The sequence below is a fragment of the Streptomyces sp. NPDC037389 genome, from assembly GCF_040636475.1.
In the GTDB taxonomy this organism is placed as follows: domain Bacteria; phylum Actinomycetota; class Actinomycetes; order Streptomycetales; family Streptomycetaceae; genus Streptomyces; species Streptomyces hesseae.
This window is the reverse complement of record NZ_JBEZUS010000009.1, coordinates 257814-272015: the sequence shown is the minus strand read 5'-3', so window position 1 is coordinate 272015 and position 14202 is coordinate 257814. Positions and strand designations below refer to the sequence as shown.

Below are 14202 nucleotides of genomic sequence, written 5' to 3'. Positions count from 1 at the left end.
ATAGTCCCGATGCTGGGCTGCCGGGCGGGTGCGCTGGTCAGACGGTCGCGGGCCGGTCGCCGAGCAGATCGAGCCCCAGGCCGGAGCACTGGTGCCAGGCGGTCTTCCCCTCCCGCCGGGTGACGACGAGCCCGGCCTCCCGGAGCGCCTTCGCGTGCATGGAGGCGGACGCGACGCTGATGCCCAGCCCGTCGGCCAGGGTCGTCGTCGAGTGCCGCTGGACGAGACGGCGCAGGACGTCCGCGCGGGTCCGGCCCAGCAGGGGAGTCAGCGGATCGGGGCCCGGCGGCTCCAGCAGGGGCAGCAAAGTGGGCGCCGGATAGATCAGCGTCACCGGCTCGCCGGGACGGTCGGTGAACAGCGGCGGGCCCGCCCAGAAGAACGACGGCCGCAGCTCCAGGCCCCGGCCGGTGAGCCGTATGCCGAGCTCCCGGTCCGAGGCCACCTCCAGGGTCGTCCCGCGCCAGGTGATCCCGGGGGCCAGCCCGGTCAGCGTCGGCAGCAGGCCGTGCCGCGCCAGCTGACGGGAACGCCAGGTGGTCTCCGCGTGGAAACCGGCCCGGACGGTGTGCCAGGACGTGTCGATGACGGCGCCGTACGCGGCCCGGACGCTCCGGGCGAGGACCTGCCACGCGTCCCGTTCGAGGTCGGCGAGGTCGCGCGTCCACGCGGTGACGGGCCGGTCGATGCCGCACACCCGGCGCAGCTCGTGGCGGACGTACGCGCGGGGCGTCGCCATGATCGTGTCCAGCCCGGCGTCGAGCCCCGGCGCGGGCGGGTCGAGGAACTGCGGCCCGGCGCCCGTCGGCGACACCAGCTGGAGCAGCGGCCGCGCCGCCGGCGGGAGCGTACGGCGAAGCCGCCGCTGCCACCCGGCCAGGGCCGGCGGGATGTCCGCGCGCCCCAGCATCTCCAGGGCCAGCACCATTTCGAGCAGCGGTTCCGGGCGCTCGGCGATCCGGACCCGCAACAGGTCCTCCGTCGTGAAATGGACGCGCAGCACGGCTCCCCCGCTCTTTCCGGCTCTTCCCGGACCGGGGGCGGCGGGCGGAACGGTTCAGCCACCGCTGAAACGATGGAGTCCGCCCCCGCGCCGCCCCAGGATGTGCGTCACGACATGGCAGATGGAGCGTGCCGAGTATCGGGGGCGGTGAGCCGGCCGGGAAGGGAATCTCCCGGCCAGCTTTCGCCCGGGACGGAGAGAAGGGTGAACATGAGGATTCGCTCACTGGCGGCGGCGGTCGCCCTCACTGCGGCGACGTTCGCGAGCACGGGTCTCACAGCGGCGTCGGCACAGGCGGTACCGGCCGGAACGACGGTCACCACGGTCGTACCGGGGCCCTACGGCTGCGATTACACCGACTCCGAGCCGCAGATCTCCCGCGGTTCCAAGGGCGCGGCGGTGAGGGAGGCCCAGTGTCTGCTCAGATATTGGGGAGAGAGCCTCGGCAGCTCGGGCGTGGACGGTGATTTCGGCCCGGCCACCGAAGCGGCTGTCCGCTCCTTCCAGAGCAAGTACTGCGGGCTCTCGGTCGACGGCATCGTCGGCCCCAAGACCTGGCACGTCCTGAAGGTCGACGGCTGCTGACCGCTACCGCTCCGGCTTCTCCTACTCCGTCTTCGGCGGACGCCCCCGCTTGCGGATCACGCCCACGTCCCTGGGCAGCCGGCCCGCGTCCGCGAGTGCCTTGCGCAGCAGGAACTCGATCTGGGCGTTGGCGCTGCGCAGCTCCTCGCCCGCCCAGCGGGCCAGCGCGTCGTGGACCGACGGGTCGAGCCGCAGCAGCACCTGCTTGCGCTGCTGCGGCCGTCGCGCGGGCCGGTCCGGCTCCGACTCCTCCGTCACTGGTAGAGGGTGCCGGTGTTCAGTACGGGCTGGGCGGCCCGGTCACCGCACAGCACCACCATCAGATTGCTCACCATGGCCGCCTTCCGCTCGTCGTCCAGTGCCACGATGTCCTGCTCGGTGATGCGCTCCAGCGCCATCTCGACCATGCCCACCGCGCCCTCGACGATCATCTTGCGCGCCGCCACGACCGCGCCCGCCTGCTGGCGCTGGAGCATCGCCGAGGCGATCTCCGGGGCGTAGGCGAGGTGGGTGAAGCGCGACTCGATGATGCGCACGCCGGCCGCCTCGACGCGCTCGTGGAGCTCCTCGGCCAGCTTCTCGGTGATCTCCTCGGCGTTGCCGCGCAGGGAGAGGGCGTCCTCGTCGTGGGCGTCGTAGGGGTACTCGATGGCGATGTGGCGCACGGCCGCCTCGGTCTGGGTGGCGACGAACTCCTGGAAGTCCTCCACCTCGAACATCGCCTGCGCGGTGTCCTCGACCCGCCAGACGACGACGGCGGCCAGCTCGATGGGGTTGCCGTAGGCGTCGTTGACCTTCAGTACGGCGGTCTCGTGGTTGCGGACCCGGGTGGAGAGCTTCTCGCGGCTGGTGAACGGGTTGACCCAGCGCAGGCCCTCGGTGCGGATGGTGCCCCGGTAGCGGCCGAAGAGCTGGACGACCTGGGCCTGGCCCGGGGCGACGGTGCACAGCCCGGACATCGCGACGAGCGAGGCCAGGCCGATCAGGATGCCGCCGGCGACCAGCGCGGCCGTCACCCCGGTCGCGACGTGCGAGCTGGTGACGGCGCCGGCCGCGACCGTGCCCACACCGGCGAGCAGGCCCACGAGGCCCAGCGTCAGGGCCGTGCCGCCGCCTATGTCGGCGGCCGGGTGCTCATGGATGCGTGGTCGGGAGGTCGCGGCGGCGGTGGCTTCGGACATGAGGGTCCCCCCTGGTTCGGTCGGTCGCGGGCCCGGATGTGCGGCCCTATCAAAGTGATAGCACATTAAGGCCTTGTACGGTTTTCCGCGCAACTCCGTACCCGGTTCCCGCCAGCCGGGGTGCTGTATGTCACGTCCGTTATTGCCGTGATCGATGGGCGTTTGATGGCAGTTGCGGTGTTAGCTTCGTGAGCTGGGTTGGGGGCGGACGGACTGGAGCTACGGGAGAGATGGGCCGAGCGGACGCGCGACGGGCGCAGAAGAAGGGCGGCCGCCCTGAGCGGGGCGGCGGCAAGGCCGGGAAGAAGAGCGGCATACGCCGGTTCTTCACATGGAAGATGCTGCTGGCCTACTTCGTGGCCGTCATCGCTCTCGGGGCGGGCACGTTCTACGCGCTCTACCTCTATGTGGATGTGCCGAAGGGCAACTCGGCAGCCAAGTTGCAGAGCAACATCTACAAGACCAGCGACGGCAAGACCATCGCCCGCATCGGCGAGGTCAACCGCGAGGAAGTCCCGCTGTCGAAGATTCCCGAGCCTGTTCGGCGCGCGGTGGTCGCCGCGGAGAACAAGAACTTCTACAACGACCCCGGCGTTGACCTGAGGGGCACCGCGCGAGGCATCCTCAACACGGTCATGGGCCGTGGTACGCAGGGTGGTTCGACGATCACCCAGCAGTACGTCAAGAACTACTACCTGGACCAGCGTCAGACCGTCACCCGCAAGGTGAAGGAGCTGATCATCTCGCTGAAGGTCCAGGACGAGAAGTCCAAGGACGAGATCCTCGAGGGCTACCTCAACACCAGCTACTACGGCCGGGGCGCCTACGGCATCCAGGCCGCGGCACGGGCGTACTACAACAAGGACATCGACAAGGTCACCCTGGAGGAGGGCGCCTACCTGGCCGCCCTGCTCCAGGCGCCGAGCCAGTACGACTGGGCCACCGCCACCGAGGCCGGCAAGACGAACGCCAAGGCCCGCTGGGGCTACGTCCTCGACAAGATGGTCGAGCAGAAGTGGCTCCCGGCCGACGAGCGTCAGCGCATGACGTTCAAGGAGCCCGGCAAGCCCAAGGCGGCCCTCGGCCTCTCGGGCCAGAACGGCTACCTGGTCGAGGCGGCCAAGCGCGAGATCATCCGCGACCTTGCGGCCCAGGGCCGCAAGGAGAGCGAGTTCGCGGCGGGCGGCTGGACCATCACGCTGAGCATCGACTCCAAGAAGCAGAAGGCCCTGGAGAAGGCCGTCAAGGACCAGTTGATCGACGACCTGGACCCCAAGTCCCGTGAGGTCGACGGCCACGTCCAGGCCGGCGCGGTCTCCGTGGACCCCAAGACCGGCAAGGTCGTGGCGCTCTACGGCGGCCAGGACTTCGTCCAGCACCAGGTCAGCAACGCGACCCGCGCCGACTACCAGCCCGCGTCGACGTTCAAGCCGATCATCCTGGCCTCCGCCCTCCAGAACGAGTCCAAGACGCAGGACAAGCGCCCGGTCACGCCGGGCGCGATCTACGACGGCACCAACCAGCGGCCGGTCGTCGGCCCGGGCGGTGGCGGCTACGCGCCGGAGAACGAGGATCAGCAGAGCTACGGTCCGATCACCGTCCAGCAGGCGATGAACGACTCGGTCAACTCCGTCTTCGCGCAGATGGTCGTCGACGTCGGCATGGACAAGGTCAAGAAGACCGCCACCGAGCTCGGCATGAAGGGCGACTTCCAGGAGACCCCGGCCATGGCGCTCGGCGCCATGGGCGCGAGCCCGATGGAGATGGCGGGCGTCTACTCCACGCTCAACAACCACGGCAAGAAGGTCACGCCGAGCGTCATCAAGTCGGCTACCCAGGGCGGCCAGGACTTCTCGCTGCCCCACGCCGTCGGCGACCGCGTCGTCTCCCGCAACACCGCCGACGGCCTGACCTCGGTGATGACCCAGGTGGTCAACGACGGTACGGCCAAGGTCGTGGCCAGCGGCACCTACCAGGTGGCGGGCAAGACCGGCACGTCCGACGACAACAAGTCGGCCTGGTTCGCGGGCTACACCCCCGATCTCGTCACGACCGTCGGTCTCTTCGGTGAGGCGCAGGGCGGCAAGCAGGTGACCCTTCAGGGCACCGGTGGCGGCGGTCGTGTGAACGGTGGTACGTACCCGGCGAAGATCTGGTCCGCGTACAACTCCGCCGTCTTCGGTGACGACGACGAGGCGAAGTTCGACCTGGAGACCGAGGACGGCTACGCACCGGCGCCCCCGCCGCGTACCCCGACCGGTACGCCCACCCAGGGCAAGGTCACCCCGACGCCGACGGCCTCGGGCAAGCAGACCCCGTCGAAGGACCCGTCCTCGCCGGGCAAGCAGACTCCGTCGAAGGACCCGTCCTCGCCGGGCAAGCACACGCCGCCCACCCCGCCGGTCCCGCCGACGAGCACGGGTGACACGCCCACCGCGACCAACACGACCAAGCCGGACGGCAACGTCCGCCCCAACGGGGGCAGTCAGCAACAGCTGCCGTGACCCGAACCGGCCGCCCTTCCCCGTGGGGAAGGGCGGCCGGTTCCGTTTTCCGGCAGAGCCGGTGAGGGAGCGGTCAGGTCCCGTTGACCCTGGTGGCGATGGTGTCGCCGAGGTTCTTGTCGATGTTGCGCCAGTACTGGAGCGCCCGGTCCAGGACGGGGCGGCTCACGCCCGCCTTCAGATGGCCGACGACGTTCGAGGCCAGCCGCTCGCGGGCGGCGTCGTCGAGGACCTTGCGGACCATCGTGCCCGCCTGGCCCCAGTCGTCGTCCTCGGAGTGGAGCTCGTACGCCTCGCGGACCATCTCGCCCGAGGCCGCCCAGCCGGCGATCTCACCGAAGCGGGAGGTGTCGGCGTCCGGGCCGCCGTAGGAGTTGGGCGCGTACGGGCGGGCCGCGTTCGCGGGCTCGTAGCGCATGGGGCCGTCCTTGGCGTACGAGTTCACGGTCGAGCGGGGCCGGTTGGGCGGCAGCTGGGCGTAGTTCGGGCCGATCCGGTAGCGGTGGGTGTCCGGGTAGGAGAAGAGCCGGCCCAGCAGCATCTTGTCGGGCGACGGGCCGATGCCGGGCACCAGGTTGGACGGCTCGAAGGCGGCCTGCTCGATGTGGACGAAGAAATCGTCCGGGTTCCGGTCGAGCGTCATCCGCCCGACCTCGATCAGCGGGTAGTCGCCGTGTGGCCACACCTTGGTGAGGTCGAAGGGGTTGAAGCGGTAGTCCGGCGCGTCACCGAACGGCATCACCTGCACGTACATGGTCCAGGAGGGGGCGTTTCCGCCCGCGATGGCCTCGTGCAGATCCCGGCGGTGCTTGTCGGCGTCCGAGCCCGCCAGCTCGTCGGCCTCCGCCTGGGTGAGGAAGTCGATGCCCTGGTCGGTCTTGATGTGGTACTTGATCCAGAACTTCTCGCCGCCGCCGTTGACCCACATGAACGTGTGCGAGCTGTACCCGTTCATGTGCCGCCAGGTCTTCGGGATGCCCCGGTCGCCCATCAGCCAGGTGACCATGTGGGCCGACTCCGGTGAGAGCGTCCAGAAGTCCCACTGCATGTCGTTGTCGCGCAGGCCGTTGTCGGGGCGGCGCTTCTGGGAGCGGATGAAGTCCTGGAACTTCTGCGGGTCGCGGACGAAGAAGACCGGGGTGTTGTTGCCGACCAGATCGTAATTGCCGTGTTCCGTATAGAACTTGAGGGCGAAGCCGCGGGGGTCCCGCCAGGTGTCCGGGGAGCCCTGCTCACCGGCCACGGTCGAGAAGCGGGCCAGCATCTCCGTCCGCCGGCCGGGCTGGAAGAGATCGGCCTTGGTGAACTGGGTGACGTCATTGGTCACCTGGAAGTGGCCGTAGGCGCCGCCGCCCTTGGCATGGACCACCCGCTCGGGGACCCGTTCCCGGTTGAACTGGGCCATCTTCTCGATCAGATAGTGGTCCTGGAGCAGGATGGGGCCGGTGTCACCGATAGTGAGCGAGTGCTCGTCGCTCTCCACCGGGATGCCGGCGTTGTTCGTGGTGTACGGGGTGTTCTGCGCCGAGTCGGTCATTGGGACGCCTCCCGGAACGGGGACCGGTGAGGGCGCGCGGGGAACCGCCCTCCACCCGAGCCAGTCAACCGCGCCGACAAGGTGTCGGCAACCGCGGCCTGGACACTGTCCAGAATCCCACCCCGTCCGCGTCAGCGCCCCTGCGCGGGCAGCGGCAGCTCGAACCACACCACCTTTCCGGTGCTCAGCCGCGTGGCGCCCCACCGCCGGGCCATCTTGTTCACCAGGTACAACCCCCGGCCGCCCTCGTCCGAGGGCCGGGCCTGGCGCAGCCTGGGCAGCTGGGGCACATCGTCGCCCACCTCGCAGCGCAGGACGTCCGTACGGAGCAGCCGCAGCGTTATCGGGCGCTCGGCGTACCGCACGGCATTGGTGATCACCTCGCTGACCAGCAGCTCCACCCCGTCCGCCAGCTCCTCCAGCCCCCAGCGGGTCAGCGCCCGGCGGGCCAGCCGGCGCGCCTGGCGGGGCGTCTGGGGGCGCGGGTCGAGGAACCAGTACGCGACGTCACTGGGCGCGATGCCCTCGAAACGGGCCGCGAGCAGGGCGATGTCGTCGTCCCGGTCGCCCGGCCCGAGCATGCCCAGCACCTCGTCGCACAGCGGCTCCAGCGGCGGCGGATTGGGGCCGGTCAGCCGGGCCGTGTCGATCAGCCGCTCGCGGAGCTGCTCTATGCCGGTCCACACGTCCCGTATCCGGGACTCCACCAGGCCGTCCGTGTACAGCAGCAGGGTCGCCCCGGCGGGCGCGTCCAGCTCCACGGCCTCGAAGTCCACGCCGCCCACGCCGATCGGCGCGCCCGGCGGGACGCGCAGCACCTCGGCCCGGCCGCCCCGGTGCAGCAGCACCGGCGGCGGATGGCCCGCGTTGGCGATCACGATGCGGTGGGCGACCGGGTCGTACACCGCGTACAGGCAGGTGGCCATGCGGTCGCTGCCCAGGCGCTGCGCCTGCTCGTCGAGGTGGTGGAGCACCTCCTGGGGCGGCAGGTCCAGGCCCGCGAGGGTCTGCGCGGTGGTGCGCAGCTGGCCCATGATCGCGGCGGAGGTCATGGAGTGGCCCATGACGTCGCCGACGACCAGGGCCACGCGATTGCCCGGCAGCGGGATGGCGTCGTACCAGTCGCCGCCGACGCGGGCGGTCTCGGCGGCGGGAAGGTAGCGGCTGGCGAGCCGGACGCCGGTGGGCTGGGGGAGGGAGTCGGGGAGCATGGTGCGCTGGAGCTCGTCGGCGATGTAGACCTCGCGGCCGTAGAGCACGGCCTTGTCCACGCCGAGGGCGGTGTGCGTCGCCAGCTGCGCGGCGACCAGCAGGTCGTCGCTCTCGAAGGCGGGCCGGTCCAGGCGGCGGACGAACACGGCCGCGCCGATCACCCGGCGGCGGCCGCGCAGCGGCGCCAGGATGGTGCGGTGCCGGTCCGGTACGTGCCGGCCTTCGCCGAGGAGCTCGGGCAGGGCCGCCCGCGCGGCTGAGGAGTCCCCGAAGACGGGTCTGACACCCCGCAGCACCTCCGCGAGCGGCCCGCCTATGCGCACCTCGCAGCGCTCCGCGGCGGAGTCGGCGAGCTCGGGCCCCGGATCGGGCACGGCGGCGTCGCCCTCGGCGGCGGTTTCGCCGGCCTGGACGTACTCGGGCAGCCGGTCGGTGCGGCGCAGCCGCAGCACGACGGGGCCCACGGGGCGCTCGTCGCCGACGGGCAGGGGGTCGCGCAGATAGACGAGGATCGCGTCGGCGAAGGTCGGCACGGTCGACCGGCACAGGCCCAGCACGATCTCGTCCAGATCGATCCCGCGTGCGATCCGCCGCGTAGCGGCCCCGACGAACCGCAGCCGCTCCCCACCACCGGACGTCCCGGCCCGCTCGCGGGCGTTGTCGGCGTGACCGGACCCGCCACCGCCGCCGCCGTGCGGCGGCATGTGGGGGTCGCCGCCGTCGCCCGCCTCGCGGCGACCGGAGCGCACGGGGAGCCCCTCGCCGGGCGTCTCGGGTGCGGTGGCGCCGGGCGCGGGGTCCTGCGGGGCCGGGGCGTCGGCCGTGTCACCGGACGCGGCGGTGGCCGTGCCCCCGGCCGTCTCCGCGGCGCCGTGGGACTCGTCGGCCGGCTCGTCGTCGCCTGCACGCGGGCGGGGGACGCGGCCCTGGGCCTCCGGACGGGGGCGCTGGCCGGCGGTGTCGTCGGCCTCGGCCACGGCGTGGGCCTCGTCCGCCGCGGGCGCGGCCGACGGGCCCGCGGCCCCGGCCGCCGGCGTCGCCTCGGCGGCCGGGCCGCCGGGGGCGTGCTCGGGCGCGCCCGGCGCGTCGGCGCCGGGGCGCGGCGCGGGCCGTGGTCTTCCGTGGGAGTTGGAGTGCTCCGTCACGCGTGGGGTTCCATCCGTAGGGGCCGTGCGTCCGCCCGGGGGAGGGCGGGTACACGTGGGTCAGGCGCGGCGCAGGTCGAGGAAGAGCTGGATCTCGGGTGGTACGTCCGTGCTCGCCGGGGCGTACGCCCGCGAGCTCTCCCCGGCGATGTCGAATCCCGCGTCACGCACGACCTGGCGCAATTCGTCCCGCAGATATCCGGATACCCGGATCGTGCTGCCGAGGAACGGGATCGCGTAGTCGTCGACGTCGGCCTCGACCATCGAGAGGGCCAGCAGTCCACCGGGTCTGAGGAGGCCGTGGAGCATCCGCAGGGCGTGCGGGATCTCCGGGCGCGGCAGCATCAGCAGGGAGAAGAAGGCGGTCGCGCCGTCGAAGACGCCCAGGTGGCCGTCGCGCAGATCGGCGAGATCGGCCAAGCGGAAGGCCGCGTCCGGCACATTGGCGCGGGCGAGGTCGAGCATGCCGGGGGAGAGGTCGACGCCGACGACCTCATGGCCGGCGTCCACCAGTTGCCGGGCCGTCGGCAGGCCCGTACCGCAGCCGACGTCCAGGATCCGGGAGCCGGGCGGCAGCGCCCCGGCCAGCCACTCGCCGGCGGCGAGCTGGCCCTCCTTGTGCGGGAAGGCCTCGTCGTAGCGGTCGCCGATGGCGTCGAACGCCTCGGCCTGGCCGCTGCGGTCCAGCCCTAACAGGGCGAAGCCGTCGTAGTCCCGCTGGTCGTCACCGCTCACGGCTCCGCCCCTCCTGCTGACTGTGACTGTGCTGTCTGTCCGTTGTGCCGGGTCGTGTGGTGCCGGGTCGTGTCGTGCCGTGCTGAGTGCAGTATCGCGGAGGCCGATCCTACGGTTGCCGCGCGGGGAGTCGGCAAGCGGTTCGGGCCCCGATTCACACCCTCTCGCACCACCGGCTCGCATCCTGCTCACATCCGGTTCACATGGGATTCACGCCCGGGTTCAAGTCCGGGTCCAGGTCCGGGTCCAGGTCCGCGTTCAAGTCCTGGTTCACGCCAGGGTTCACGTTCCCACGCGCGCCGGTGTGCGGTCCCAGTCGCCGGGGAGCGCCGGCACGGACCAGGCCGGGTCGGGCCGCCAGCGCTCCCATCCGGCGGTGAACGGCGGGCCCCAGGCCTCGATCAGCTCGACGGCGGCGTGCCCTGCGGCCCGTACCCGGCCCGCCTGATCGTCCGTCATCAGACCGGCGTGGCGCGCCTGGGCGAACTCGTCCTCGTCCTTCCACTCCCAACTGCGGTCGGGATAGACGGCGATGTCCAGGAAGTGGTCCTCGGAGTCGACGCCGCCGGCCCAGCGCGCGAGCGGTTCCTCGAGATTCACGTACCAGTTCCGGAAGCGCCAGTCGAGGTCCCAGAAGAGCCAGACCGACCAGGGTTCGCCGGGCCGGGCGAGCTTGAGCACGCCCGTGCCGTGCCAGCGGGTCACCGCCGTCGTCCGCGGCTTGGTGTAGCGCGTGGCCAGCGGTTCGCGGTGGACGGGCGTGCCGTCGGCGAGCAGCGGTTTGACGCAGTCCGTGCCGGGCGCCATCCACACCGCGAGCAGCTCGGCGGTGTCCTCGACGACGGTGACGGGGCGGCAGATGTGGATGCCGCCCTCGGTACCGGGTCTGGCGTTGCCTCGGTAGCGCCAGAGGATCTGGTCGCCTGGCGCCCAGCGGCCGTTCCCGCCGCCGTCCGCCGTGCCCGCCGTTCCCGTCGTGTCCGTGGTCTCCGCTGCCATGCGCAGATCTTAGGTGCCCGGGACACCTATGCACCGTGACGTATACCGCAGACGTATACGGCAGGGGGCCGGGCGGAAGGGGCCGCGGCGGCTACGGGCGGGTCATCCGCAGGACGTCGAGCGCCTCGTCGAGCTGCGCCGTCGTCAGCAGCCCACGGTCCACATAGCCCGATTCGAGCACGACCTCCCGGATCGTCTTCCGCTCCGCGAGGGACTTCTTGGCCACCTTCGCGGCCTCCTCGTAGCCGATGTACCGGTTGAGCGGAGTGACGACGGACGGCGAGGACTCGGCGTACTCGCGGGCCCGTTCGGCATTGGCGGTGATGCCGTCGACCGCGCGGTCGGCGAGCAGCCGGGAGACGTTGGCGAGCAGCCGGACGGACTCCAGGAGGTTCCTCGCCATCACGGGGAGCATCACGTTGAGCTCGAAGTTCCCGGCGGCGCCCGCCGTGGCGACGGTCGCGTCATTGCCCATGACCTGCGCGGAGACCATCAGGACGGCCTCGCAGACCACCGGGTTGACCTTGCCCGGCATGATCGAGGAGCCCGGCTGGAGGTCGGGCAGGGCGATCTCCGCGAGGCCGGTGCGCGGGCCCGACCCCATCCAGCGCAGATCGTTGGCGATCTTGGTGAGGCCCACCGCGATCACGCGCAGCTGACCGCTGGTCTCCACCAGGCCGTCCCGCGCGCCCTGCGCCTCGAAGTGGTCGCGGGCCTCCGTCAGCGGCAGCCCCGTCGCCCGTGCCACCTCGGCGATGACCGCGCCGGAGAAGCCGGGCGGGGTGTTGATGCCGGTGCCCACGGCCGTACCGCCCAGGGGCAGTTCGGCGAGCCGGGGCAGCGAGGCGCGCAGCCGCTCGACGCCGTACCGCACCTGGGCCGCGTAGCCGCCGAACTCCTGGCCCAGCGTCACGGGCGTGGCGTCCATCAGATGCGTCCGGCCCGCCTTGACGATCTCCGCGAACTCCTCGGCCTTGCGCTCCAGGGCGGCCGTGAGGTGCTCCAGCGCCGGGATCAGGTCGCCGGTCACGGCGGCCGTCGCGGCGATGTGGATGGAGGACGGGAAGACGTCGTTGGAGGACTGGCTGGCGTTGACGTGGTCGTTGGGGTGGACGGGACGGCCCAGGCGCTCCGTGGCGAGAGTGGCGATGACCTCGTTGGCGTTCATGTTCGAGGACGTACCGGAGCCGGTCTGGAAGACGTCGACGGGGAAGTGGTCGTCCCAGCGGCCCTCGGCGACCTCGCCCGCCGCCTCCGCGACGGCCGCCGCCACCTCCTTGTCGATCACGCCCAGCCCGGCGTTGACCTTCGCCGCGGCGGCCTTGATCCGGCCCAGCGCCTCGATGTGCGCGCGCTCCAGGCGCTGGCCGCTGACGGGGAAGTTCTCCACGGCGCGCTGGGTCTGGGCCCGCCACTTGGCGTCCGCCGGGACCCTCACCTCGCCCATGGAGTCGTGTTCGATCCGGTACTGCCCGCTGTCGGTCATCGCCGCTTACCTCCTGATGGATCCTGCTCTGCTTCTGTTCGACTCCTGCTGGGCACAGCGTTTGGCCTGATCCCTGTGTTCCCAAAAGTCGCTCGCGGCTACTAAATACCGCGAGTAACAACGGAACTCGGGGAGGCTCCATGACCCGGACACGCAGACCCACCCTGCGCTGTTCCCTCGCAGCGCTCGCCGCCTTCGCGGCGGCGCTGGGCGGACTGTCCGTCACGACCGCCACCGCTCCCGCGGCGGCCGCCCAGTCGCGCGGCGCGGCAGCGTCCACCACCCCTCTGTCGCCCGAACTGGAGAGGATCCGCGCCGCGGAGGCGGTGAAGCTCTACGGCGACGCCGCCGAACGCCCACTCGCACAGCGCAAATCGTCGCTGCTGTCCCTCGGCGACAGCGAGATCTCCGGCGAGGGCGTCGGCGCATATGAGCCAGGGACGAACGGCCCCGACAACTGGTGCCACCGCTCGCCCGACGCCGCCATCCACCGCACCGGCATCCCCGCGGACGTCACCTACAACGTCGCGTGCTCCGGCGCGACCACGGGCAACATCCGCATCGGCGGCGGCAAGCAGTACGCGGACGAGCTCGTGCAGAGCGACGCGCTCGCCGTCAAGGCGCGCAACACGCGCGTGAAGCTGGTGCTGCTCGTCGCCGGCGCCAACGACGACCTCCAGTTCGGCCCGGTCATCACCGACTGCGTCACGCGCTATCTGACCCTCCAGGGGCCGTGCGAGCCCAAGTACGCCCCCGGCTGGCAGGCGCGCGTCGACGGCCTGGTGCCCAAGGTCGAGGCGACCGTCCGCGACCTGCGCAAGGTCATGACGGACGCGGGCTACGCGGACGGCGACTACAAGCTTGTCGTCATGGGCTACCCGAGCCCCATCGGCCCCGACATCGAGGACAACCCCGACTTCCCCGGCAAGCTCGCGGGCGGCTGCGTCGGCCACACCTCGGACTCCGCGTGGGGACGGAACACGGCGGTACCCGCGTTCGAACGGGGCATGCGGAAGGCCGCGCGCGAGACGGGCGCGATCTTCCTCGACAACTCGCGTCTATTCCATGGGCACGAGGTGTGCATGGAGAACACGTGGGCCCGGGGGCTGTACGTCGACCTGACGAACCCCTTCCCCCCGAACGAGAACTCCGTGCGGCAGTCCTTCCACCCCAACGCCCGCGGCCACGCGGCCTTCGCGTCGTGCCTCACCCAGCTCTACGGCTCGGGCTGGCGCGAGGCGGGCTGCGCGGACCCGGCGAGCACGGGGTCGCCCGTGCTGCGCGAGGGCGCGTGGGACGACGCCTTCCGCCCCCTGCGCGGCGAGGCGGCGGGGACGTGCGTGGACGCGTACGGGGCGGCCTCCGCGAACGGGACGGAGATCGGCGGCTGGGACTGCTCCGGCACCGCCCGGAACCAGCAGTGGTGGTTCGACGGGCAGCGGGGGTCGCTGCACAGTGGGCTGACGCATGACCGGTGTGTGGACGTGCCGGGTGGCACGTATGCCGCCGGGACGGCGGTGGTGCTGTGGGACTGCCACGGCGGGATTAACCAGCGGTTCACGAAGTCCGGCTCGACGTACCGGCCTGCGGCCGCGCAGGATCTGTGCCTCAGCCTGGCGGGGGCGAAGGAGCCGGTGCGGCTCCAGAAGTGTGACGGGTCGGCGAGTCAGCGCTTCGCGTAGAGAAGCCCCAGCCCCGCCCTTTCACCGTTTCCGAAGGGGCCGCGCCCCTTCGCACCCCCGGACCGCGCGGGGCGCGGGGCCCGCGAACCCCCGACCGGCGGTAAAGATAGGAAGAGCGGCGGGGAGGGGAAGA

11 protein-coding genes are annotated in these 14202 nt (G+C 71.6%); 3 read left to right on the top strand and 8 right to left on the bottom strand.

All coding sequences use genetic code 11. The features are described from left to right. Positions 1-37: 37 nt before the first annotated feature. Positions 38-1003, bottom strand: a complete 966-nt coding sequence (locus AB0E98_RS21840; RefSeq protein ID WP_361705038.1) for a winged helix-turn-helix domain-containing protein — start codon at positions 1001-1003, stop codon at positions 38-40. Positions 1004-1213: 210 nt separating this feature from the next. On the opposite strand from AB0E98_RS21840, the gene AB0E98_RS21835 reads away from it, so the two are divergent. Further along, the gene (locus AB0E98_RS21835; RefSeq protein WP_361705036.1) at positions 1214-1588 is read left to right on the top strand and encodes a peptidoglycan-binding domain-containing protein; all 375 of its coding nucleotides are present in this window, start codon (positions 1214-1216) and stop codon (positions 1586-1588) included. 21 nt (positions 1589-1609) lie between these two features. Here AB0E98_RS21835 and AB0E98_RS21830 read toward each other — a convergent pair whose 3' ends face one another. Together AB0E98_RS21830 and AB0E98_RS21825 are read right to left on the bottom strand one after the other, a co-directional pair. Then, complete coding sequence (locus AB0E98_RS21830) at positions 1610-1846, bottom strand: hypothetical protein (RefSeq protein ID WP_311613906.1); 237 nt, start codon at positions 1844-1846, stop codon at positions 1610-1612. Continuing rightward, entirely contained in the window at positions 1843-2769 is a 927-nt protein-coding gene (locus AB0E98_RS21825; protein ID WP_361705034.1) for an SPFH domain-containing protein, read from the bottom strand. Before AB0E98_RS21825 ends, AB0E98_RS21830 begins: the two co-directional genes overlap by 4 nt. Positions 2770-2999: 230 nt before the next feature. Here AB0E98_RS21825 and AB0E98_RS21820 point away from each other — a divergent pair, with 230 nt between their 5' ends. After that, the gene (locus tag AB0E98_RS21820) at positions 3000-5273 is read left to right on the top strand and encodes a transglycosylase domain-containing protein (RefSeq protein ID WP_361705031.1); all 2274 of its coding nucleotides are present in this window, start codon (positions 3000-3002) and stop codon (positions 5271-5273) included. A 73-nt stretch (positions 5274-5346) separates the two neighbouring features. On the opposite strand, the gene AB0E98_RS21815 is transcribed toward AB0E98_RS21820, so the two are convergent. The 5 genes from AB0E98_RS21815 to AB0E98_RS21795 all read right to left on the bottom strand — a co-directional run bounded on the left by AB0E98_RS21815 (position 5347) and on the right by AB0E98_RS21795 (position 12387). Continuing rightward, positions 5347-6810: a catalase gene (locus tag AB0E98_RS21815; protein WP_361705028.1), complete on the bottom strand. Its 1464-nt coding sequence runs from the start codon at positions 6808-6810 to the stop codon at positions 5347-5349. Positions 6811-6941: 131 nt separating this feature from the next. Beyond that, on the bottom strand, positions 6942-9167 hold the full coding sequence (locus AB0E98_RS21810) for a SpoIIE family protein phosphatase (RefSeq protein ID WP_361705026.1): 2226 nt from the start codon (positions 9165-9167) through the stop codon (positions 6942-6944). Positions 9168-9227: 60 nt separating this feature from the next. Then, complete coding sequence (locus AB0E98_RS21805) at positions 9228-9902, bottom strand: class I SAM-dependent methyltransferase (RefSeq protein ID WP_361705023.1); 675 nt, start codon at positions 9900-9902, stop codon at positions 9228-9230. 282 nt (positions 9903-10184) lie between these two features. Continuing rightward, a complete protein-coding gene (locus AB0E98_RS21800; RefSeq protein WP_361705021.1) occupies positions 10185-10901 on the bottom strand; it encodes a DUF402 domain-containing protein in 717 nt (238 codons plus the stop codon). A 91-nt stretch (positions 10902-10992) separates the two neighbouring features. Beyond that, positions 10993-12387 (bottom strand): class II fumarate hydratase, encoded by a 1395-nt coding sequence (locus AB0E98_RS21795; protein WP_361705018.1) that lies wholly within the window; start codon positions 12385-12387, stop codon positions 10993-10995. Between the two features lie 140 nt (positions 12388-12527). Here AB0E98_RS21795 and AB0E98_RS21790 point away from each other — a divergent pair, with 140 nt between their 5' ends. Continuing rightward, entirely contained in the window at positions 12528-14069 is a 1542-nt protein-coding gene (locus AB0E98_RS21790) for a ricin-type beta-trefoil lectin domain protein (protein WP_361705016.1), read from the top strand. Positions 14070-14202 lie beyond the last annotated feature (133 nt).